The sequence below is a fragment of the Hoeflea sp. EC-HK425 genome (assembly GCF_902498795.1).
Lineage (GTDB): Bacteria > Pseudomonadota > Alphaproteobacteria > Rhizobiales > Rhizobiaceae > Hoeflea > Hoeflea alexandrii.
The window spans coordinates 506002-526807 of the sequence record NZ_LR701572.1; the positions used below are offsets into that span (position 1 = coordinate 506002).

The window sequence follows — 20806 nt, forward strand, 5'->3', positions numbered from 1 at the left end:
CGCCGGACTTTGCCTCGCCGATCAGGCCTGCATCGGGGCGGCAATGCGGCTGTCGAGCCAGGCGGCAAAACCGGCCATTGACTGGTCGCGGTTGATCTCGTTGAGCGTCTCGTGCCGGGTTGCGGCAAGGATCTCGACCGTGACATCGCTGAGCCCGGACTTCTGCATCTGTTCGGCAAGCCAGGTGATGGCCTCGCCCTTGTCGGTTGCCGGATCCTCGGCGCCGCCGATCAGGTGAACCGGCAGGGCCTTCGGCAGTTTCGCCAGATTGGCGGCGTCTCCGCCGGCATAAATCAGCCTGAACACGTCCTGCCACATGCTGACCGTCGCGTCCCAGCCGCTCAGCGGGTCGACAACATAGAGATCGACCTCGAGCGGATCGCGCGACAGCCAGTCGAAATCGGTGCGGCGGTCGGGCATGGCATTTGCCCAGGCCTGAAAGGTCAGCTTGGGCAGAATCGCGCTCGGCGTGTCCGAGCCCTTGAAAAAGGCTTCAAGCCTGAGGGCAACCTGACCGGCGCGGCCGGCCAGTCCGGCATTGAAATTGGAGTTCCAGACCGCCAGCGCGGCGCTGGCCGCGGGATGGGTCTCGGCGAAATTGAGCGCGATCAGCCCGCCCATCGAATGGCCGAAGGTGACGACCGGCAGACCCGGATGGCGATCACCGATCAGGGCGTGGATGGCGGCGACATCGGCGATCACCTTCGATGCGCCGTCTTTCGAGGCAAAGGCGCCGGGGATCGAATCAGGCGCGCGGGTTGCGCCGTGGCCGCGGTGGTCATGGACATAGACATGATAGCCGCGGGCCGCGAGAAAGCGGGCGAAACGCTGGTAACGGGCGGCGTGTTCGGCCAGGCCGTGATTGATCTGCACCACGGCGCGCGGTGTGATTGTTGCCGGCACGTGGCGGACGGCCAGTGTTGCGCCGCTCGGGCTCGAATGGGGAAAGGCTGAAAAATCGCTCATCGCCCATTGGCCATGGCCGACGGAGGAAAATCAAGAGCAATGATCGGAGATCGACCGCGCCGCCAATGCGTGCCGCGCTTGCTCTTGGCGCAAAAATCGCTAGTTGAGGGGCAACGATCCATGGAGTGCCGATACGTGAGCGATCTGACCCTCGACCAAGCCATCGAAAATATCTACACGTCGATCAACAATGACAATGAAGACCTCGACAGCCACATTGCCGCGCTGAAAGCCGCGATGGCGCGTGAGGGCGTCAAGCAAGCCGTGTTCGAGCCTTCCAAGCTGGTGCAGCCCAACCGGCAGGGCCGCAAGATCATGCAGTCCTATTTCCGCAAGAAGGGCGTGGCCGTCAGTTTTTCGGCCTGAGCCGATCATTGCCCTTGAGCGCCAATTCGACTAGACAGCGGGCAATTATCCAAATCATGTCTGGAGCGTATCGTGGCACGGCAGTTCATCTATCACATGGCGGGACTCAACAAGTCCTATGGCGCCAAGAAGATCCTCGAAAACATTCACCTGTCGTTCTACCCGGACGCCAAGATCGGTATTCTCGGCCCCAACGGCGCGGGTAAATCGACGGTCCTGAAGATCATGGCCGGACTGGACAGCGAGTTCACCGGCGAGGCCTGGCTGGCCGAAGGTGCGACGCTGGGCTACCTGCCGCAGGAGCCGCAGCTCGACGAGAGCCTGAACGTGCTCGGCAACGTCATGCAGGGCGTAGCCGACAAGCAGGCGATCCTCGACCGCTACAACGAGCTGATGATGAACTATTCCGACGAGACCGCCGACGAGGGCGCGAAACTCCAGGACATCATCGACGCGCAGAACCTTTGGGACCTCGACAGCCAGGTCGAGATGGCGATGGAAGCCTTGCGCTGCCCGCCGCCGGAGGCCTCCGTCGACGCGCTGTCGGGCGGCGAGAAGCGCCGCGTGGCGCTGTGCGCGCTGCTGCTCAGGCAGCCCGACCTGATCCTGCTTGACGAGCCGACCAACCATCTCGATGCCGAAAGCATCGCCTGGCTCGAAAAGCACCTGCGCGAATATCCCGGCGCCGTGATCATGATCACCCATGACCGCTACTTCCTCGACAATGTGACGGGCTGGATTCTCGAGCTCGACCGCGGCCGTGGCATTCCCTACGAGGGCAACTACACCGCCTATCTCGACGCCAAGGCCAAGCGGATGAAGCAGGAAGGCCGCGAGGAAGCGTCCCGTCAGAAATCGCTGGCGCGCGAACAGGAATGGATTGCCTCCTCGCCGAAAGCCCGCCAGGCCAAGTCGAAGGCGCGTATCCGCGCCTATGACGAGCTGGTGAAAGCCGCCGGCGACCGGCGACCCGGCGAAGCGCAGATCGTGATTCCGACCGGAGAGCGGCTGGGCAACCAGGTGATCGATGTCGAAGGTATTTCCAAGGCCTATGGCGACCGGCTGCTGATCGATGATCTCAGCTTCAAGCTGCCACCCGGCGGCATCGTCGGCGTGATCGGCCCCAACGGTGCGGGCAAGACCACGCTGTTCCGGATGATTACCGGCCAGGAACAGCCTGATTCGGGCACTGTCACCGTGGGTGAAACCGTGCAGCTTGCCTATGTCGACCAGAGCCGCGATTCGCTTGACGGCAGCAAGACTGTCTGGGAGGAAATCTCGGGCGGCAACGACATCATCAAGCTCGGCAAGCACGAGATGAACTCCCGCGCCTACTGCTCGACGTTCAACTTCAAGGGCGGCGACCAGCAGCAGAAGGTGGGCACGCTTTCGGGCGGCCAGCGCAACCGGGTGCACCTGGCCAAGCTCTTGAAATCCGGCGGGAATCTGCTGCTGCTCGATGAGCCGACCAATGACCTGGACACCGAAACGCTCGGCGCGCTCGAAGATGCGCTGGAAAACTTCGCCGGCTGCGCCGTCATCATTTCGCATGACCGCATGTTCCTCGACCGTCTGGCCACCCACATTCTCGCGTTCGAGGGCGACAGCCATGTCGAATGGTTCGAGGGCAATTTCGAGGACTACGAAGCTGACAAGATCCGGAGGCTTGGTGCCGACAGCGTCAATCCGAGAAGGGTGACCTACAAGCCTCTGAAGCGGTAGGGAGCGGAGTTAGGGAAAATCGGGGACAGTTTACTTTGTTGCTGATGCGCTGAAAATCAGCAAGAAAAGTAAACTGTCCCCGACCTGAGAGATCCCAGTCATGACCACCATCCTCATCACCGGAACCAATCGCGGCATCGGGCTGGAAATGGCCAAACAGGCTTTGGCCAAGGGCTGGACCGTGTATGGCTCGGCGCGCGGTGAAGTCACCGATGCGGACGCGCATATCTGCGAACATCCGAAGTTTCATGATCTCAAGTTCGATGTCACCGACCATGCGGCGGTGCGGGCGGCGGCGGAAGCCATCGATGCGCCGATTGATATCCTGATCAACAATGCCGGTATCATCGGGCCCGAGCGGCAGTCGACGCTGGACATGGATTTCGACGGGTTCGCGCAGACTCTGGCCGTCAACACGCTGGCGCCGCTGGCGGTAAGCCAGGCTTTCCTGCCGCAGCTCAAGAAGAGCACCAACCCACGTATCGTGACGGTCTCCTCGCAAATGGGGCGGATGTCCTACGCCAAGTCCGACAGGATCGCCTACCGGGCGTCGAAGGCGGCGGTCAACAAGGTGATGCAGGGGCTCGCCACCGATCTCGCGCCGATGGGCATCGCCGTGGCGCTGGTGCATCCGGGCTGGGTGCGCACAGATATGGGCGGGGCGGGCGCCGATATCGATGCGACCGAGAGTGCAAGCGGAATCCTCGCGCTCGCCGAGGGGCTGACGCTCGAAGGGACCGGACGGTTTTACAACTGGGACGGTTCGCCGTCCGAGTGGTGAAGCCGCTGACCTAAGGCAGCATGTTGTCTCGCCTCGTGCGACTACCTGATCCGGCAGCAGAACGGGAAGAACGGCTCCGACAGGCCCGGTGCGGCCGTCGGGGTGAAAGTAAAGTCGCGCACGGCGTCGCTCTCGTCGGTGCAACCGCCCGGCGTGTAGGCGATCGAGCCTGAAACCGGGTGGCTGGTCTCAAGCTGCCAGGGGTTTTCCGAGGCGAAGGCAATGCTGCCCGGCGTGGTCTGGATGCCGTCGCCGGAAAAGGCGTCGATGAAATTCGCGCTCATGCCGCCGTTGCAGCTTAGTTCAAGCGCCCAGTTGGGCTCGAAGCCGGAGCAGATCATGGTCTGACCGGTCTCGAGAAGGCCGTTGCAGGAGAGGTCGGCGGCGGGCGCTGGAGCCGGATGGACCAGCATCAGGGCGAGGGCGAAGCCGGCGGGTCTTGAAAGGTGGTGGGCAAGCATCATCGATGATCTCCGTGATATCGTGACTGTCAGCTCCCCACATGGGCATCTTAGCACGATCTTGCTGCGAGGTGAATTGAAGCTGCGTGGCACGGCTGTCATGCCGGGCTTGCATTGCGGGGATGGTGTCATCGGGGTGTCATCGGCGCTGCTTAAGGCTCGCGGGAACCGATCCTGAAAACCCGGAGTTTCCCCATGTCCCGCATGATCTCTTTGTCGCTCGGCGCCATCGCCTCGCTCGCTCTCCTCGCTGGCCCGGCCCATGCCGTCGACGGCACGCTGACGCTTTACACCAGCCAGCCCAACACCGATGCGCAGCAGTCGGTCGATGCGTTCATGGCGGCCTATCCGGATGTGAAGGTGACCTTCGTGCGCGACGGCACCACCAAGATCATGGCCAAGCTGGAGGCCGAACTTGCTGCCGGGTCGACACCCGCCGACGTGCTGCTGATCGCCGACAGCGTCACCATGGAAGGGCTCAAGGCCCGCGATCTGCTGATGGCGCATCCCGATGCGGATGTCTCGGCCTATCCGGCCGGCACCCATGATGCCGGCAAGACCTGGTTCGGCACCAAGCTGATCACCACCGGCATCATGTACAATACTGCCGCGACCATGATCCCGTCCTCGTGGGAAGATCTGCTCAAGGAAGAGGCCAAGGGCCAGCTCGCGATGCCGTCGCCGCTGACCTCGGGTGCGGCGCTGATCCACACCGCCACGCTTGCGGGCAATCTGGAGGCCGGCTGGGGCTATTACGAGGGCCTGGCCGCAAACGGGGCGCAGGCCTCGGGCGGCAATGGCGGCGTGCTCAAGCAGGTCGCCGGCGGCGAGAAGCTCTACGGCATGGTCGTCGACTTCCTGCCGATCCGCGAAAAGGCCAAGGGCGCCCCGGTCGAGTTCGTGTTTCCCGAAGAAGGCGTGTCGGCGATTTCCGAGCCGGTGGCGATCCTCGCCTCGACCCAGAACGCTGACGCCGCCAAGGCCTTCGTCGACTTCCTGATCTCGAAGCAAGGACAGGAACTGGCGTTGAGCCAGGGCTATTTGCCGGCGCATCCCGATGTGGCCGTGCCGGCCGGATTTCCCGACCGCTCGACCATCAAGGTGATGCCGTTCGATGCCGCCAAGGCGCTTGCAGAGGCCGAGGCCAACACCGCGCGTTTCGCCAATATCTTCGGCCAGTAAGGCGGACCGTTGACGGTTCAATCCATTGCCGGTCCGCGCTTCTCGTGGCGCGGACCTTCCAACGGCTGGCGGCAGCGGGAGGGCCGGGGCCCGACGCTGGCGCTTGCCCTGTTCATCCTGGTTTTCTCCCTCATTCCCGTAGGGCGCCTGATCGTGGCGGCATTCGAGGGAGGTTTCGGCGCCTTCTGGCAGGTGCTCGATGCCCCGGACGTTTGGCGTGCAACCCGCAACACGCTTGTGGTGGCCTTCGGGTCGGGAGGCCTGGCGCTGCTGATTGGTGTCGTGTTTGCGCTGATCCTGTCGGTCACCACGCTTCGCGCGCGCACCGCGCTTGCATTCATCATGGTGATGTCGCTGATGATTGCGCCGCAGATTTCGGCGCTGGCGTTCAAGACGCTGGCCGGACCGGCGTCGCCGCTGCTCAAGCTCGTCGGCATCGCGCCCGCGCCGGGAACGCCGAACCCGATGCTCGGCGAATTCGGCATCATTCTGGTGATGGGGCTGCACCATGCGCCGCTGGTTGCCATTACGCTGGCCTCGGGCCTGGCTTCGATCCCCAGGCCGCTGATCGAGGCGGCAAGGCTTGACGGCGCCAGCCCGTGGCAGGTGGTCAACCGCATCATGCTGCCATTGCTGCGGCCGTTCCTGCTTTCGGCGGCGCTCCTGGCCTTCGTCGCCGGCACGGGCAATTTCGGAATTCCGGCGCTGCTCGGGTTGCCGGTGGGTTATGTCACGCTGCCGACGCTGCTGTTTCGCAAGCTTGCGAGTTTCGGACCCGCCACGATCGGTGACGCCGCCGCGATCTCGGTGTTGATTGCGCTGATTGCCGGCACCGGCGTCATCGCCGCCAGCCTGCTGCTGGCCCGGTCGGCGAGCCGGCTCGAGACCGATCACCGCATCGAACCGTTCTGGGAACTGGGACGCTGGCGCCCTGCGGTGGAGGCCGGGGTCTGGGGGTTCATCGCGCTGACGGTTCTGTTGCCGCTGGCCTCGCTGCTGGCGACCTCGCTGGTGCCAGCCTATGGCGTGCGGCTGTCTCCCAGCAGCCTCACGCTGGCGCAGTATGTGGAAGTGCTGTTCCGCCAGGATCTGACCGTCCGGGCGTTCCGCAATTCCATGCTGCTGGCCGGCGGGGCGGCGCTCAGCCTGGCGGTGATCACACTGGTCTCGGCCCATGTGCTTGACCGGGCCAAACCCAAGGTCAAGGCGTTTGCCTTCGCGCTCATCGAGCTGCCCTATGCGGTGCCCGGCATCGTGCTGGCGATTGCCTGTATCCTTTTGTTCATCAAGCCGCTGCCGCTGATCGGGGTTTCGATCTACGCCACGCCGTGGATCATCCTGTTTGCCTATCATGCGCGGTTCTTCGCCATCGCGCTGAAACCGGTGATGGCGGCGATGGCGACGCTTGATGATGCGGTGCAGGAGGCAGCGGTTTGCGACGGCGCGCGGCTTGGCCAGAGGCTTCGCCACATTGTGCTGCCGCTGGTGTTTCCGGCGGTGTTCGCCGGTATGCTGATGGTGTTTCTTCTGGCGTTCAACGAATTGACGGTGTCGGCGCTGCTGTGGTCGGCGGGAACCGAGACGCTGGGCGTGGCGCTGTTGAGCCTTGAGGATTCGGGGCTCGGGGCGGAAGCAGCCGCCGTTGCGGTGACGGCAACGCTGCTGGTGCTCGTGCTGATGCTGGCCATGCAGATGCTGGCGCGCCGGTTGCCCCCCAATGCGCTGCCCTGGCAGGCGCTCGCCGGGCCGGACAGGGAACGGCGCGGGTAGAGTGGATTCCGGCCATTCACCCGGCTCTGTCTTCCCGGTTCATGATTTTTGATTGGTTCATCAGCGGGGGAACGGGTAAGCCTCAAGGTGGATCGACCTACCAGCCTGGAGCATAAAATGACCCTGCCGATGTTTCCCGACGCAGCGCCGGTTCTGCCGGACATACGCCCGGCGCGCCGGATCAAGGGTACAGCACCGCTGCTGCTGGCAGCGCTGGGCGGGGATTTTCCGACCGAGGCCGTTGCTTCCCTGGCAATCGGGTTTGACGGCGTGGAGGGGGATTACCATGCCGGGCCCACCCGCAAATCGGGTGGACGCGAACCATGGTATCCGCGCGGCACCGAAATCCGCAACGAGCGTCAGCTTTCAATCGTGACAGCGGACGAACTGGCGCTGGCCGCAAGGGATATGGGAATCGAGCGGATCGAGCCCGGCTGGATCGGGGCCAATCTGGTGATCGAGGGCATTCCGCTTCTGTCGATGCTGCCGCCGCGCACGCAGCTGTTTTTCGAAGGCGGGGTGACGCTCAGGATCGATGGCGACAACGCGCCATGCCGGATTGCCGGGGCCCAGATTGCCCGGAATTTTCCGGATATGGATGAGACCAGGCTGGCGCTGAGTTTCGTCAGTGCTGCCAAACGCCGCCGCGGGGTGGTGGCCTGGGTGGAGAAACCGGGCGTCATTTCTGCCGGCGAGGCGGTTACCGCACGGATCTGGGAACAGTGGGTCTATCCTGGCGCGTGAAGACTTGTTTCCGGTGTTGCCGCAGGTCTTTCGCTTGATGGCGGCAAGGCGTTTGGGAGCCTGACCTGCCTGACTTGGCTGATCCCGCGATGATCCTGCCAGTGCCCGAGTTCCCGGAGAATTGCGACAGATTGTATGATCTGTGCGACATTGCGCTTGCCAACAACTCGAAAATGACATAAACATATCTTTATATCATTTTCGAGGTTGCCGGATGTTGTCACTTTCTCCTCTCACTCTCGAGGAATGCGTCGAAGTTCTCAAGGCCGCGGGCGAGCCCACCCGGTTGCGCCTGATTGCGCTGTTGAGCCATGGCGACCTGACGGTCAGCGAAATGACCGAAGTGCTGGGCCAGTCGCAACCGCGGATATCGAGGCATCTCAAATTGCTCGGTGAAGCCGGGCTTGTCGAGCGCTACCAGGAAGGTGCCTGGGCCTATTTCCGGCTGACGCGCGACGGCGTGCGCGCCAAGCTGATGCAGAAGGCTCTCGATGCCACGTCGTCTTCCGATGCGCACCTGGCGCGCGATTCCGAACGTCTGGCAAGCGTCAAGCAGGCGCGGGCGAGCCGGGCGGAAGCCTATTTCTCTGCCAATGCCGAAAGCTGGAACGATCTGCGAAGCCTGCACGTGGCCGACGAAAAGGTCGAAGCTGAAATTCTCAAGCTGATCGGACGCACTCCGTTTGACGGACTGCTGGATCTGGGAACCGGCACCGGGCGAATGCTTGAGCTGCTGGCCGATCGCTACCGCCGGGCCATCGGCATCGATTCAAGCCGCAGCATGCTGGCGATCGCCCGCGCCCAGCTCGATGATGCGGGCATCACTCATGCCTCGGTCCGGCAGGGCGATATCCTGAACCTGCCGCTCGAACGCGAGAGCTTTGACGTGGTGACCATCCACCAGGTGTTGCACTTCCTGCATGATCCGCTGCCGGCGATCACCGAGGCCGCCCGCATGCTCCGGCCCGGAGGTAGGATCGTGCTGGTCGACTTCGCGGCCCATGACCACGAGGAGCTGCGCAGCGACCATGCCCATGCCCGGCTCGGCTTCAGCCAGGGCCAGGTTGCCGAATGGCTTGAGCAGGCGGGGCTGACGGTCGAGAAGATCGTCGACCTTCCGCCCGATTCCGGCGCCACCCGAGCGCTGACGGTGACCATCTGGCTGGCCCGCGACCCGCGCCTGCTGATTGCCGCCGATACACCTTCTTCCAGCACAGGAATTGCCTGACATGACCAGCTCCTTCCGCTCCAGCGCAGAAGCTCTTTCCGAACGCATCAAGGTGTCCTTCGAGTTCTTCCCGCCCAAAAACGGCGACATGGAGAGCCAGCTGTGGGAAAGCATCTCGCGGCTTGCGCCATTCCAGCCGGATTTCGTGTCGGTGACCTATGGTGCGGGCGGCTCGACCAAGCAGCCGACGCTGAACACGATCACCCGGATCTGCGACGAGACCGAGCTCGCCGCCGCCGCCCACCTGACCTGCGTCGGATCGGACAAGGCGACGGTCGATGCCGTGGCACGTGAATTCCAGGCTGTGGGCGTCAATCATTTCGTGGCGCTGAGGGGCGATCCGCCGGAGGGCGTTGGTGCCGCATACGAGCCGCATCCGGAGGGCTACGCCAATGGCGCGGAGCTGGTGGCGGGACTGCGCGCCATTGCCGATTTCGAGATCTCGGTCTCGGCCTATCCCGAACGGCATCCCGAAAGCCCGGATTTCGCCACCGATATCGACATGCTCAAGCGCAAGGTTGACGCTGGCGCGACGCGGGCGATCACCCAGTTCTTCTTCGACAATGACATCTACGAGCGCTACGTCGAGCGGGTGCGGCGGGCAGGGATCTACATCCCGATCGTGCCCGGCATCCTGCCGATCCACAATTTCGGGCAGGTGGCGCGGTTTTCCAAGCTGTGCGGCGCATCAGTGCCGGACTGGCTGGCACGGCGGTTCGACGGCCTCGAAAAGGACCCGGAAACCCGGGCGCTGGTGGCAGCGGCGATCGCCGCCGAGCAGGTCAACGACCTGGTCGAGCGCGGCATCGACGATTTTCACTTCTACACGATGAACCGCGCCCAGCTTGTTTATGCAATCTGCCACATGCTGGGGCTGCGCGGCGACGATGCCGGCTCCGTTGGCGCTGCCGCCTGATCAACCGATCGGATGGGCTGTGCTGCAGGTCAGCGGCTGCCTGATACTCAAAGAAAACGGGAGCGCCGAAACGCTCCCGTCATTGAATTTCTGATTTTATTCAATGCTTTTCATGATCAGATGAAGAGCATTGCTCCAACGAATATGAACGCTGCACAGATCACAAGGGCATTGAGCGACTGCGTAAATCCCATGGTGGTCCTCCATCGCGTTTACCGGCAAATGATAGGCACGGGTTTGGGGCCGAGGAAAGGAAATTCGTTGCTGCACTGCAGCTAAGATTGAAAATTCCGAGTATTGACCGCATTCCATCTTATTGAAAAAATTTGAATATTAGCAATTTAATAAACTGTTAAGAAACTGTAAAATACTGCCTATGAGGGTGATTTCTCAATCGGCAACCGAATTCGGCCTGCCGCATTTCCGCCGCACTTGTAAACGGCTTGCGCCCGCGCAACGGCAATGGTCTGACAGGGACAGCCGTCATCAAGGGGCCGGAGCATTTGCGGTGACAACGGAATCACCGAAAATGCCCTCGCATGTTGTATCATGGAATTCCGGGCGCGAAACCGGTTTCCACTTGCCCTGGAACTTCGCTAGGTCCGGAACGATTTTTCGAGCATGGCGGCAACGGAGAGCAAGGTCCTGTCCTGGCCGAACCGCGCCACGGCCTGGATGCCGAGCGGCATTCCGGCCTGATCCCTGAAGCCCGGAATGTTGATGGTCGGCGAGCCCATCAGGGTCCAGAGCTTGTTGAAGCGCGGATCTCCGGTGGTCTCCAGCCCGCGCGGTGCCGCGCCGGGGGCGGACGGCGTAAGCAGGATGTCGACCTCACCGAACAGCCCCCGGGTTGCGCCGCGGCCGCGCTTGGCCAGCCTTCGTGCTTCGTCGTATTGCGAAGGCGTGATCGCCTGGCCGTCCTCGATGGTGCTGGTCAGGATACCGCTCAACCGGTCTCTGAAACGAGCCAGGTCGGAGCCGCAACTGAGGCCGGCCTCATGGTTCTGGATGGTGGCATGCGCCTCGCGTGCGCGGGCCATGGCTTCGGGTTCGCCGATCTCGCCGACATCGAAACCGGCACTAGCCGCCAGATCCGCGGCCTTGCTGAGCGCATCGCGCATGGCGGGATCAGCGCTTTCCAGCTGGGAGCAGCGGTAAAGCCCGACGCGAATCGTCGCCGGATCGAGAGGCGCTTCACCGTCTCCGGGCACAAGATCGCGGCCGGTGAGAAGGGCTGCGAAGAGTGCGACATCCACGACGCCGGCCGCAAACAGGCCGACGGTATCGAGCGACGGGGCGAAGTGCTTCATTCCGGTGGCGGGCAGCAGGCGGTAGCTCGGCTTGTAGCCGGCGATGCCGCAAAAAGCCGCGGGACGGACCACGGAACCGCCGGTCTGGGTGCCGATGGCGGCGGGAATCATGCCTGCGGCGACCGCCGCGGCGGAGCCGGAAGAGGAACCGCCCGGCGTGTGGGTGGGATTGTGCGGGTTGACGGTGGCGGCGGGGCTGAAGAAGGCGAACTCGGTGGTTGCGGTCTTGCCGATGATGGTGGCGCCCTTCCTGCGGGCGAGATCGACAATCGCGGCGTCGACGCGGGGCTGGTAACCTTCATAGACCTGCGATCCGTAGGCGGTCGGCTGGTCGAAGCTGTCGAGAATGTCCTTGACGCCGATGGCTATCCCGGCGAGCGGGCCGGCGGTCTGGGCAGGTGCTGTCTCCGCGACATGGGCAAAGGCGCGGATACGACCATCCTTGCGGGCGATGGCATCACGGCAGAGCGCCAGCATCAGTTCAGGGCTCGCCTTGCCCGCGTCGCGCGCCCTGACCAGTGCCGCAAGGCTCATCATGCTGTTGGTGTCCATCCTGCCCCTCTCAAACCGGACAAGGCCGTTCGGCCTATCCGCCCCGTTTTATGCCGAGCCGGTTGTCCAGTGACAAGAGCCCGAGCGCAATCAGGCCGAGGCCGAGTGTTTCGGTGAGTGAAAGGGTTTCCCCGAGAAACAGGATGCCGAGCAGGATGGCGGCGGGAGGCACAAGGAGCGTGACCAGTGAGGCGGAGGTGGCGCCTGCCACGCTGAGGATTCGGAAGAAGACGACATAGGCGAAGGCGGTGGAGACCAGCGACAGCGCAAGAATCGCCGCGATGACATCTACCGGTGGCACCGGCAGCGTCCATGGCCGGTCGACGATAAAGGCCAAGGGCAGCATGATCAGTGTCGAGGCAGTGAGCTGGCCGGTGGCGGTGACGCGTGGCGAAATTCCCTTGAAGCGTTTGCCAAAGGAAGCGGCAAAGCCATAGGAGATCGCCGCACCGACCACGGCGAGCTTGGCCCAGAGCGGACTGTCGGCAATGCCGAGCGCCGCCGGACCGATGAGCATGACCATGCCCGCAAGCCCCAGTGCGCAGCCGATCAGCTTGGCGGCGGTGATCTTCTCGTCGGTGGTGAACACTTGCGCGACGAGAACCGCCCACAAAGGCGTGGTGGCGTTGAGGATCGAGGCGAGACCCGAGCCGATCTCGGTCTGGCCCACAAAGATCAGGGTGAAGGGAATCGCGTTGTTGATCAGTCCCATCACCAGCAGTTCGCGCCATCGGCTCACAAGTGTCTGGTAGAAGCCGGGCAGGCGGGCAAACGCCAGATGCAGTGCGAGGGCGGCCAGTGCGACGCGGACCAGCACCAAGGTCATGGGCGGAACGTGCTGCACGGCAACGCGGCCGAAGAAGAACGACCCGCCCCAGATGAACCCGAGCAGGAGAAGCAGGCTCCATGTGGCAAGATCCATGGAACGATTGGCGGTTTGGGACATTGAAATTTCCTGGCTGCAGATGCCGCTGCTTGCCACAGGTCAGGGATGTGCACCACCCGAAATCCGCGACCGGCCCGACAACCGTCATTTGCCGGTCGTCCGGCCTGTTGATAGTGTCGCGAACCAATCTGGAGACACCAAATGCAACGATTCGCCACCGGAACCGACGCAGCCCTGGCGCTCAGACCGGACCATCCGCTTTATTGTTTCCGGCCGGAGGTACTCAAGCAGGATGCACGCCATTTCATGAAGCTGTTTCCGGGCGAGACGGCCTATGCGGTCAAGACCAATGGCGAGCCGATGGTGCTCAAGACACTGGTCGAAGCCGGAGTGAAGATCTTCGATGTGGCCTCGCCCGGCGAGTTCGAGGCGGTGAGGGCGGCCTCACCCGATGCAGAGATGCTCTACATGCATCCGGTCAAGGCGCAGTCCGACATCCGCCTGGCGCTCGAGACCTATGGCATCAGGGTGATGTCGCTCGACCATGAGGACGAGATTGCCAAGGTGCTCCGGATCGTCCGGGCGCTGGATCTCGATCCGGGCTCGATCACGATCTTCGTGCGGCTGCAGACCAAGGGCCACGCGATGTACGAATTGTCGAAGAAGTTCGGCGCGGCACCCGGCCATGCGGTGGAACTGGTGCAACGGCTCGACAAGATCGGCTTCAAGGTGGGGCTTTGCTTTCACGTAGGCAGCCAGGTTGAGGAGGCCGAATCCTACGAGTTGGCGCTCAAGTCCGCCGACTGGGTGCGCAACCGCGCCGGCGTGGCACTGGTCGGGCTTGATGTCGGCGGCGGCTTCCCTGCTGTTTACGGCCATGATCCGAACCGCAAGGCCAAGCCGATGCCACCGCTTGAGGAGCTGATGGGCGAACTCAGGTCGAACATCACCGAATGGGCCTTTGACGACATGCCGCTGGTGGCCGAGCCCGGCCGGGTGGTGGTGGCGCGGGCGTTTTCGCTGGTGGTAAGGGTGCTGTTGAGAAAGGGCCGCAGGCTCTACATCAATGACGGGATCTGGGCCTCGCTTTCGGACAGCTGGACCGGCAAGATCACCCTGCCGGCGCGCTTCATTCCCGATCCGGCACGGCGCATCCGCAAGGGCAATGCCGAGAATGTGGTGCCGTTCAAGGTGTGCGGCGCGACCTGCGATTCGGTCGATATCCTGTCACGGCCGTTCTGGCTGCCGGAAACGGTCGATACCGGAGACTGGATCGAGATCGGCCATATCGGCGCCTACTCACTGTCGCTGAGAACCCGGTTCAACGGGTTCTATCCGGACGATTTCGTCGAGGTGACAACACCGTTTGACGGCGAGGGGGCTGATGGCTTTGCCAGCCTGGAAACGATGGCGGATTGAGGCTGAGTGCGCACTAATACCAAGCGCCCAAAGTCTAGTCCCCTATGCGCTCTCCTGTGTCCTCTTGGGTGCTGTTTAATCTACTAATAGTTTCGCAGATTCTTTCGAAACGCCGAGCAATTTGCTCAAATCGAAAAACGGTCCAGATCGTAATAATGCCGGAAGCAATGATGCCAATGATGGTGATTTCTACAGCCATTATATTGCCTTTCGATTTCAGAGATTTTCGATTTCGTTTTTTCTTCGATAGATAAACTGATCTATTCGGAATTGCGCATCTTTTATACGTTCATATACGCTTTCGACCGGTGGGGCGCTTTTCGGGTTCCAGATTTCGCACAGCAGTTCTCCGACTAGTTCTGGACAGCAGTTTAGAGCGGCTTTCATTCTCTCGCTCATGGGTGATTTGCCATTCAAAGTGACCAATCGCATAAGCCTTTGAAGTGTTTGGGCTGAACACTTCTCCTCTGCGCCCTTCTCCACGGCCCTCAGCATTTCGTGAGCTTTCTGCCTTCCAATAGACATGGGGCTCTCAGCAGCTAGGCGCAGAAACGATCTGTAATATTTGCTTGCTTTAGACATGATCACCTCGAAGCTTTTTCAAAGGAAGAACCGATACTGGCATGGTCAATGTAAATGTGTTGAAATAGGCAATCCACGCGATATGAAGGCGAGGTATACTTTTTGAGATGTGGGAAGCTCGGTTTCACAAATTTTGTACTGACGAAATTTTTGTGGTGAAATAGATTCACATTAATGATTATATTCAAAATATATTCAGAATTTATGGAGGTGCATTATGGCGAACTTTCACGATCGTGTACAAGTTTTGAGGTTTGCGGCAGGGATCTCTGATGAAGACGAAATGATTAGGTTGATGTCTGACAGAGGGCTTGGTACCGAAAAATCTTTGAGCGGTCTTATTGCGCGAAACAAGTCCCTATCGAATCCAAACTCCGCTACAATAGAGAAGTTTGTATTGTTTTTTGTTGATTTATTAAATAATAATGATGTTAATGTTAGTTATATTTTGAATATGGAAAATCATTTTTCCATATATGATTTATTTAAGTTGTTGAAGATCAGAACCATTAACAAAAACATATTGCTTTCTCTCACAAAGAGCGGAATAGTTGAGTGGAATAACAGGTATGGAAATATTGAATTTATGAATGCGCTTTCGAATAGTGCAATTTCAGATATTAGATCTCGTGCAATAATGAATTGTATGGTTGGGACCTATTATATGTATAGAAGACATTCAACGCTTCCTGGTATTTTAAAGGAATTGATTGTTGTAGAGAATAGAAATTTGTCTGATTGCAATGGTACATATTTTCAGTACAGTAATATAAGCTCTGCAAATGAAATAAAATTTAATGCGTTTCCTTGTGGATTTTATATACAGGCGTTTGCGCTACATAACCATAGCGATCCGAGCGCCGATAAATATATTGAAAATGTTATTAATCCAGACGAAATCGATGCTTATGAATCTGAGATAGTTAAAAAATTCTTTGAGGCAAATAGTAGAATTGAAGTTATTGATACAAGAATACTAATAAACAATGTAGTAAGGCACGTTAATGGCGAGGTGGCTATAGATAAAGATAGAAAATATTTTGTCGGAATGTTGTCTGGCGTTTATGATTACGGAGATATATTGCTATCTGAGCGAGTAATGATAAAGAAAATTGAAGATGAGCCAAATAAAAATAAGCATCCAAAGACAAAAAGATTAATGGCAGACTCTGTAATTGACGAAGATGTTATTGAGTATAACGAAGTTCGTGACGTTATCAGTAATGCGAGGGACGGCCAAACTTTGGCGACCAGAATCAGTCGGCTTGAAATGATGTAGATGATTCCTCGGGTCCATCGGATCGATTTGTTGGCTTTGGGATTATGGCCGGTTAAGGGTGAGTTTTTTTCTCAGCAGCAGCGGCAATTTAGGGAACAAAGGCCGCTGCTCGCAGTTTGAGTGATGCTGTCATGGGTGGATTGTTGCGTGGCTCTCGATCCGCCTAATGACCGCTTTCTATAGCTTCAATCGAGCTAAGGGGCGACACCATGGACAATCCGATCTTTTTCGATGACTGGGCCGGAATTGGACGTATCCTGATCACCGGAGTGCTTGCCTATGCAGCGCTGATCGTGATGTTGAGAACATCCGGCAAGCGAACGCTGAGCAAGTTCAACGCGTTCGATTTCATCGTCACGATCTGCCTGGGCTCGATGCTGTCGTCGATCATCATCACCAAGTCGGTTCCGCTGCTGGAAGGGGTCGTTGCACTGGCGCTGCTCATCGCGCTGCAGTTCGCGATGACCTGGCTCTCGGTGCGCTGGGAGCCGCTCGAGAAACTGATCAAGAGCGAGCCGAAACTTCTGGTGCACCGCGGTGTCTACCAGGACAAGGCGATGCGGGCCGAACGGGTGACACGGGAGGAGATCACGGCTGCGCTGCATGCCAACGGGCATGGCGACATGCCCGCGTCCTGTTCGGTGGTGCTCGAGACCGATGGGGCTTTGAACGTGTTCAAGGCCGTTTCTCTTTGACATGAACCGGGATATTGCACAGCGCGCATGTGTCACGCGGTGCGAATGATGGTTCTGCAGTAGGATGGTCTTCGATACTCAGCCGTCTGGCTGGCCTGGAGGTCGTGCATGCCCAAACTCATCCGTTTTGTGCTCATCAATACAGCTCTCGGGGTGTTGATCGGATGGTTCGTGGCTGCAGCCGTGGTCTATTTCAACATCAACGGTTTCGGAGACCTGGTGCTTGGCTCCTCAAGCCGGATCGCGGCGGTGTTCATCCTGCTGGTCTCGTTCGGCTCGACCTTCGGCTTCGCGGTGATGGCGACGGCGGTGATGCTGATGCCGGTCGACAAGGACGAGTTCGACAAGTTGTAGCGGCCTTGGTCCTTGTCTTCTGCTTATTGCGTGTAGCCCGCAACAAACCCCTGAAGATAGGTGAGCCAGGCGGGTGGCAGTTCGATCTCGAAGAAGACGCCCATCAATGTCAGATTAATTGTTACGGCCATTGCCAGTCCGAGCGTGCTGAGCGCCCAGAAACCAACCGTGGCGTAAGGCCTGAGGTTGCTGCGAAACAGCGCCAGCCGGATGCCGCAACCGAGATGGACGAACAGCGCCACAACTCCGAGAAAATAGTAGGGCAGGAAATACCAGATGAATGGCGCGCCGCTCATCACCGATGCCGGCCAATAGAAGTTGGTGTCGAGACCCTCGACCCAGCGGGCGAGAGCCATCGCGGATAAATGCTGGGCGAGGAAAAACAGGACTATGAATCCCGAAATCACCTGCGCGTAGGCCCAGCGCCCACGCAATCCGCGGCGGGTCTTGCGGATCAGAAGCAGCAGGCCAATTCCTATCTGCAGGACAACCGAGAGCAGCAGAAATGGTTCGACGACAGGATTGCGGTAGATGAGCCGCAGCGCGCTCTGCACGGTGTTGTAAGCCTCTATTCCGGCCACGCCGGTGAGATGGGTTGCGAAGTGCAGAATGATAAACAGTGCAAGGAACGCCGAGTTCCAGCGGTGGAAAAGCAATGGTGTCATTCGGTCTCGCCTTGCAAGAGATTGGCTTGAAACCAGGCGATTGCCTTGGCGGTTTGTTCCGGCGGGGTTTCCGCCATTCCGAGATGCTGAATATCGGCAAGGCTTGTTGCTGCGAGTTCCTTTCGCCAGGCGGCTTCGGCCTTCCACATCGACCGGGCTATGCCGCAGGGGCGGGTGTAGTGCTTTCCGGCGACACCGGTCGGGCCGCATCTGCGGATCTCGGTGCAGACGAAATGGCGGTCCGGGCCATCAATGGCCTCGACCATTTGCAGGAGCGTGATGTCTTCGGGTTTGTGCGCCAGGGCATAGCCACCGCGCGGCCCGCGCCGGGTCTCGACGATGCCGGCCTGCGAGAGCTTCTGCAATTGCTTGGCGAGATAGGGTTCTGGAAGTTCGAAGAACTCCGCCAGCAGACGCCGGGGAAGCGGGGTTCCCGGCGGCATCATGGCCATCAGGGCGCAGGAGTGGATGGCCCATTCCAGGCCTTCAGAGTGTTTCATAATTATGGATATATTATGTCCATTATTATGATGTCAAGAAGACTTGCCGCGGATGGCCGGTTCAGGATGCGCCCGTCGAGGCGGAGCTCGCCAAAACGCAAAAGGACCACGCTCACCGGCTGGTGAACGTGGTCCTTCCAGCATTCATGCTGGTTGGTGTCAGGCGGCGCGGGCGTGGCTCTGGTGGCTTGCCTGGCCGCTGATCTGGAAACGCGAGATGGCCTGGTTGAGGGTCTCGGTTTCCTCGAACACGGTGTGAACGGCGGCGGTGGTTTCCTCGACCATGGCGGCGTTCTGCTGGGTCATCTGGTCCATCTGGTTGACGGCGGTGTTGATTTCCTGAATGCCGACAGACTGTTCCTGCGAAGAGGTAACCATTGCCTTGACGTTGGAGTTGATCGATTGAACATGGCCGCCGATCTTCTGCAGGGCCTCGCCGGTGCGGGTCACGAGAACCACACCGGACTGCACATGGGCCTCGGATTTTTCCAGGAGCGAGTTGATCTCCTTGGCCGCACTTGCCGAGCGCTGGGCCAGTTCACGCACTTCCTGGGCCACGACGGCGAAGCCCTTGCCGGCTTCACCGGCACGGGCGGCCTCGACGCCGGCATTGAGCGCAAGCAGGTTGGTCTGGAAGGCGATCTCGTTGATCACGCCGATGATCTGCGTCACCTGCCTTGACGAGGTTTCGATCTCGCTCATGGCGGTCACGGTGTCCTGAACAATGGTCTCGGATTCGCTGGCAACACTGGATGCCTCGCTGACCATGCGGCCGATGTCGGTGGCGCGCTGGTGGGCGGCCTGGACGGTCGAGGTGATCTCGTCGAGGGCGGCTGCGGTCTGCTCAAGCGATGCGGCTTGTTGTTCGGTCCGGCGTGACAGATTGTCGGTCGAGCTGCGGATCTCAGCTGTGCCCTGGCCGATGTTGGCAGAACTTCCGGCGATGGAGGTGAAGGCCGCCTCGAGGCTTTCGATCGAGGTGTTGAAATCCTGACGAACGGCTTCGAGAGATGCCGGGAAGGGCTTTGTGACCCGGAAGGCAAGATTGCCCTTGGACAATTGCCCCAGACCCTCGGCAAGGGCTGCGACGGCTTCCTGAAGCTGTTGCGCCTGGCGGGCCTTTTCAGCTTCGTTGGCGGCGCGCTCTTCCTCGGTAGCGAAGCGGGTTTCCTCGGCTTCGTTCTCGAGGTCGATGTTGCGCAGGGCCGAGGTGCGGAACACTTCGACGGCCTTGGCCATGGATCCAAGTTCATCCGAGCGCCCGGTGAACGGAACTTCTGTCTTCAGATCGCCCTTGGCCAGCAGTCCCATGTAATCGGTCATGCTGGAGAGCGGCCGGTAGATCATCGGCTTGCTGATCAGCGAGATGGCGCCGGCAATCAGGATCATCAGCAGGAAAACGGCCGCGGCTGCCCACTGGCCGGTCGTTGCAATGGCGTTGTAGCTGGTTCGATCCACCGCCACGACCGCCAATCCGATGGTGGTGTTGGAAAAATCCCTGACCGGGAAAATGACGGCTGCGAACGCTTCGCCGGTGCCGGGCATTGTCTCGAATGTCTCGCGTTTGTCGACGAGGCCTGCAAGATCGAAAACCTTGTCGGGGCTGATGTCACCCGAGAAGGTGTTGCCGATCTGCCTGAGTTCGTTGTCGCCGATGGCGAAGATGGCGGCAGGATGCCCGCTGTTCTTCGTGAATTTCTCGACGAAACCGCTGTGAAGGCTGAGCCCGAACTCCACAGATCCAAGATGCTGGCCATCCTTCGAGATCGGTGCCAGGCCGCGGATGCCGATGCCGGCAGCGCCGGCTTCAAGACCGTTCAGGGTCTGTTTGGTGCTGTTGACCTCCAGCACCGTGTTGCGGAACCCGGAGAGGTCGTCGCCGAACTTCTCGGGCTTGTGAACCCGCAGGAAGGAGGTTGCGGGCGGAAGATGAAACTGAAACTGGCGAACGTCGTACTTGTCTTTCAAAGCGCTGAATGCGCCGAGATTTTCGCGTGTCAGCGTATCACGGTCGCCTGCTGCCATCGCATCCTTTGATGTCTGCTGTTCGGAGACAAACAGAGCCAGCATCGTGGCCGCGCGCTGCGAACTCGCAAGTTCGGACCTGAACTCTCCCTCAACGCTGGTGAGCTTGTCCTGCATTGCCTGGGAGACAAAGCGCTCGCTCAGCGTGAACACCGTTCCGGCGACAGCGACGGCAGAAATGAGGGCGCCGCCAAAAAGCAGTGTGTTGAACTTGCTGCTGATGTTCATCTTGATCATGTCGGGATCCTTAGGTGCGGAGAAATACCGCTGCGGGCGAGGGCATGTGGCTGTTGCGGTCCACGGTTCAGTGACGGGCAGGCTGTATTCGCTGAAATGAAGGCAACTCTAAAATATGCACAAATTAAAATATTAAAATATTAAAATGAATATCAATTGTAATCAT

The 20806-nt window shown here is 60.0% G+C and carries 19 protein-coding genes; 12 read left to right on the top strand and 7 right to left on the bottom strand.

What is annotated here, in order from left to right; genetic code table 11:
- Positions 1-21: 21 nt before the first annotated feature.
- Complete coding sequence (locus SPHINGO391_RS05320; RefSeq protein ID WP_152007855.1) at positions 22-966, bottom strand: alpha/beta hydrolase; 945 nt, start codon at positions 964-966, stop codon at positions 22-24.
- A gap of 135 nt (positions 967-1101) precedes the next feature.
- Between SPHINGO391_RS05320 and SPHINGO391_RS05325 the strand changes: the two genes are divergently transcribed.
- The 3 genes from SPHINGO391_RS05325 (at position 1102) to SPHINGO391_RS05335 (ending at position 3835) form a co-directional block, all read left to right on the top strand.
- Positions 1102-1332, top strand: coding sequence for a hypothetical protein (locus SPHINGO391_RS05325; protein ID WP_244615117.1), 231 nt, complete (start codon positions 1102-1104; stop codon positions 1330-1332).
- Positions 1333-1404: 72 nt separating this feature from the next.
- A complete protein-coding gene (gene ettA, locus SPHINGO391_RS05330; protein WP_152007857.1) occupies positions 1405-3054 on the top strand; it encodes an energy-dependent translational throttle protein EttA in 1650 nt (549 codons plus the stop codon).
- A gap of 100 nt (positions 3055-3154) precedes the next feature.
- Positions 3155-3835, top strand: coding sequence for an SDR family oxidoreductase (locus SPHINGO391_RS05335; RefSeq protein WP_152007858.1), 681 nt, complete (start codon positions 3155-3157; stop codon positions 3833-3835).
- A gap of 41 nt (positions 3836-3876) precedes the next feature.
- Here SPHINGO391_RS05335 and SPHINGO391_RS05340 read toward each other — a convergent pair whose 3' ends face one another.
- Complete coding sequence (locus tag SPHINGO391_RS05340; protein ID WP_152007859.1) at positions 3877-4299, bottom strand: hypothetical protein; 423 nt, start codon at positions 4297-4299, stop codon at positions 3877-3879.
- Positions 4300-4500: 201 nt separating this feature from the next.
- Between SPHINGO391_RS05340 and SPHINGO391_RS05345 the strand changes: the two genes are divergently transcribed.
- The 5 genes from SPHINGO391_RS05345 (at position 4501) to metF (ending at position 10136) form a co-directional block, all read left to right on the top strand.
- The gene (locus tag SPHINGO391_RS05345) at positions 4501-5478 is read left to right on the top strand and encodes an ABC transporter substrate-binding protein (protein ID WP_152011435.1); all 978 of its coding nucleotides are present in this window, start codon (positions 4501-4503) and stop codon (positions 5476-5478) included.
- A 9-nt stretch (positions 5479-5487) separates the two neighbouring features.
- Entirely contained in the window at positions 5488-7248 is a 1761-nt protein-coding gene (locus tag SPHINGO391_RS05350; RefSeq protein WP_152007860.1) for an iron ABC transporter permease, read from the top strand.
- Between the two features lie 117 nt (positions 7249-7365).
- The gene (locus SPHINGO391_RS05355) at positions 7366-7992 is read left to right on the top strand and encodes an MOSC domain-containing protein (protein WP_152007861.1); all 627 of its coding nucleotides are present in this window, start codon (positions 7366-7368) and stop codon (positions 7990-7992) included.
- Between the two features lie 214 nt (positions 7993-8206).
- Positions 8207-9220 carry a metalloregulator ArsR/SmtB family transcription factor gene (locus tag SPHINGO391_RS05360; RefSeq protein ID WP_152007862.1) on the top strand — a complete coding sequence of 338 codons (1014 nt, stop codon included), beginning with the start codon at positions 8207-8209 and terminating at the stop codon, positions 9218-9220.
- A gap of 1 nt (position 9221) precedes the next feature.
- Positions 9222-10136: a methylenetetrahydrofolate reductase [NAD(P)H] gene (gene metF, locus SPHINGO391_RS05365; RefSeq protein ID WP_152007863.1), complete on the top strand. Its 915-nt coding sequence runs from the start codon at positions 9222-9224 to the stop codon at positions 10134-10136.
- 596 nt (positions 10137-10732) lie between these two features.
- Here metF and SPHINGO391_RS05370 read toward each other — a convergent pair.
- Positions 10733-11998, bottom strand: a complete 1266-nt coding sequence (locus tag SPHINGO391_RS05370) for an amidase (RefSeq protein WP_244615118.1) — start codon at positions 11996-11998, stop codon at positions 10733-10735.
- Between the two features lie 34 nt (positions 11999-12032).
- Positions 12033-12944, bottom strand: a complete 912-nt coding sequence (locus SPHINGO391_RS05375) for a DMT family transporter (RefSeq protein WP_244615119.1) — start codon at positions 12942-12944, stop codon at positions 12033-12035.
- Positions 12945-13085: 141 nt separating this feature from the next.
- Between SPHINGO391_RS05375 and SPHINGO391_RS05380 the strand changes: the two genes are divergently transcribed.
- The 4 genes from SPHINGO391_RS05380 to SPHINGO391_RS05395 all read left to right on the top strand — a co-directional run bounded on the left by SPHINGO391_RS05380 (position 13086) and on the right by SPHINGO391_RS05395 (position 17213).
- On the top strand, positions 13086-14303 hold the full coding sequence (locus tag SPHINGO391_RS05380; protein ID WP_152007864.1) for an alanine racemase: 1218 nt from the start codon (positions 13086-13088) through the stop codon (positions 14301-14303).
- Positions 14304-15102: 799 nt separating this feature from the next.
- Positions 15103-16164: a hypothetical protein gene (locus SPHINGO391_RS05385; RefSeq protein WP_152007865.1), complete on the top strand. Its 1062-nt coding sequence runs from the start codon at positions 15103-15105 to the stop codon at positions 16162-16164.
- A gap of 209 nt (positions 16165-16373) precedes the next feature.
- Positions 16374-16859 (top strand): YetF domain-containing protein, encoded by a 486-nt coding sequence (locus SPHINGO391_RS05390; RefSeq protein WP_152007866.1) that lies wholly within the window; start codon positions 16374-16376, stop codon positions 16857-16859.
- Between the two features lie 108 nt (positions 16860-16967).
- Entirely contained in the window at positions 16968-17213 is a 246-nt protein-coding gene (locus SPHINGO391_RS05395; RefSeq protein ID WP_152007867.1) for a hypothetical protein, read from the top strand.
- A gap of 23 nt (positions 17214-17236) precedes the next feature.
- Here the strand turns inward: SPHINGO391_RS05395 and SPHINGO391_RS05400 are convergent, their stop codons facing one another.
- From SPHINGO391_RS05400 to SPHINGO391_RS05410, 3 genes are all read right to left on the bottom strand, one after another.
- Positions 17237-17878, bottom strand: coding sequence for a hypothetical protein (locus SPHINGO391_RS05400; protein ID WP_152007868.1), 642 nt, complete (start codon positions 17876-17878; stop codon positions 17237-17239).
- Complete coding sequence (locus tag SPHINGO391_RS05405) at positions 17875-18378, bottom strand: Rrf2 family transcriptional regulator (RefSeq protein WP_152007869.1); 504 nt, start codon at positions 18376-18378, stop codon at positions 17875-17877. Before SPHINGO391_RS05405 ends, SPHINGO391_RS05400 begins: the two co-directional genes overlap by 4 nt.
- A gap of 159 nt (positions 18379-18537) precedes the next feature.
- Positions 18538-20640 carry a methyl-accepting chemotaxis protein gene (locus SPHINGO391_RS05410; RefSeq protein ID WP_152007870.1) on the bottom strand — a complete coding sequence of 701 codons (2103 nt, stop codon included), beginning with the start codon at positions 20638-20640 and terminating at the stop codon, positions 18538-18540.
- Positions 20641-20806 lie beyond the last annotated feature (166 nt).

Coding starts and splice junctions, on each gene's coding strand:
- SPHINGO391_RS05320 (WP_152007855.1), bottom strand. CDS start 966: ATGAGCGATTTTTCAGCCTTTCCCCATTCGAGCCCGAGCGGCGCAACA.
- SPHINGO391_RS05335 (WP_152007858.1), top strand. CDS start 3,155: ATGACCACCATCCTCATCACCGGAACCAATCGCGGCATCGGGCTGGAA.
- SPHINGO391_RS05340 (WP_152007859.1), bottom strand. CDS start 4,299: ATGATGCTTGCCCACCACCTTTCAAGACCCGCCGGCTTCGCCCTCGCC.
- SPHINGO391_RS05345 (WP_152011435.1), top strand. CDS start 4,501: ATGATCTCTTTGTCGCTCGGCGCCATCGCCTCGCTCGCTCTCCTCGCT.
- SPHINGO391_RS05355 (WP_152007861.1), top strand. CDS start 7,366: ATGACCCTGCCGATGTTTCCCGACGCAGCGCCGGTTCTGCCGGACATA.
- SPHINGO391_RS05360 (WP_152007862.1), top strand. CDS start 8,207: ATGTTGTCACTTTCTCCTCTCACTCTCGAGGAATGCGTCGAAGTTCTC.
- metF (WP_152007863.1), top strand. CDS start 9,222: ATGACCAGCTCCTTCCGCTCCAGCGCAGAAGCTCTTTCCGAACGCATC.
- SPHINGO391_RS05370 (WP_244615118.1), bottom strand. CDS start 11,998: ATGGACACCAACAGCATGATGAGCCTTGCGGCACTGGTCAGGGCGCGC.
- SPHINGO391_RS05375 (WP_244615119.1), bottom strand. CDS start 12,944: ATGTCCCAAACCGCCAATCGTTCCATGGATCTTGCCACATGGAGCCTG.
- SPHINGO391_RS05380 (WP_152007864.1), top strand. CDS start 13,086: ATGCAACGATTCGCCACCGGAACCGACGCAGCCCTGGCGCTCAGACCG.
- SPHINGO391_RS05385 (WP_152007865.1), top strand. CDS start 15,103: ATGGCGAACTTTCACGATCGTGTACAAGTTTTGAGGTTTGCGGCAGGG.
- SPHINGO391_RS05390 (WP_152007866.1), top strand. CDS start 16,374: ATGGACAATCCGATCTTTTTCGATGACTGGGCCGGAATTGGACGTATC.
- SPHINGO391_RS05395 (WP_152007867.1), top strand. CDS start 16,968: ATGCCCAAACTCATCCGTTTTGTGCTCATCAATACAGCTCTCGGGGTG.
- SPHINGO391_RS05400 (WP_152007868.1), bottom strand. CDS start 17,878: ATGACACCATTGCTTTTCCACCGCTGGAACTCGGCGTTCCTTGCACTG.
- SPHINGO391_RS05405 (WP_152007869.1), bottom strand. CDS start 18,378: ATGAAACACTCTGAAGGCCTGGAATGGGCCATCCACTCCTGCGCCCTG.
- SPHINGO391_RS05410 (WP_152007870.1), bottom strand. CDS start 20,640: ATGATCAAGATGAACATCAGCAGCAAGTTCAACACACTGCTTTTTGGC.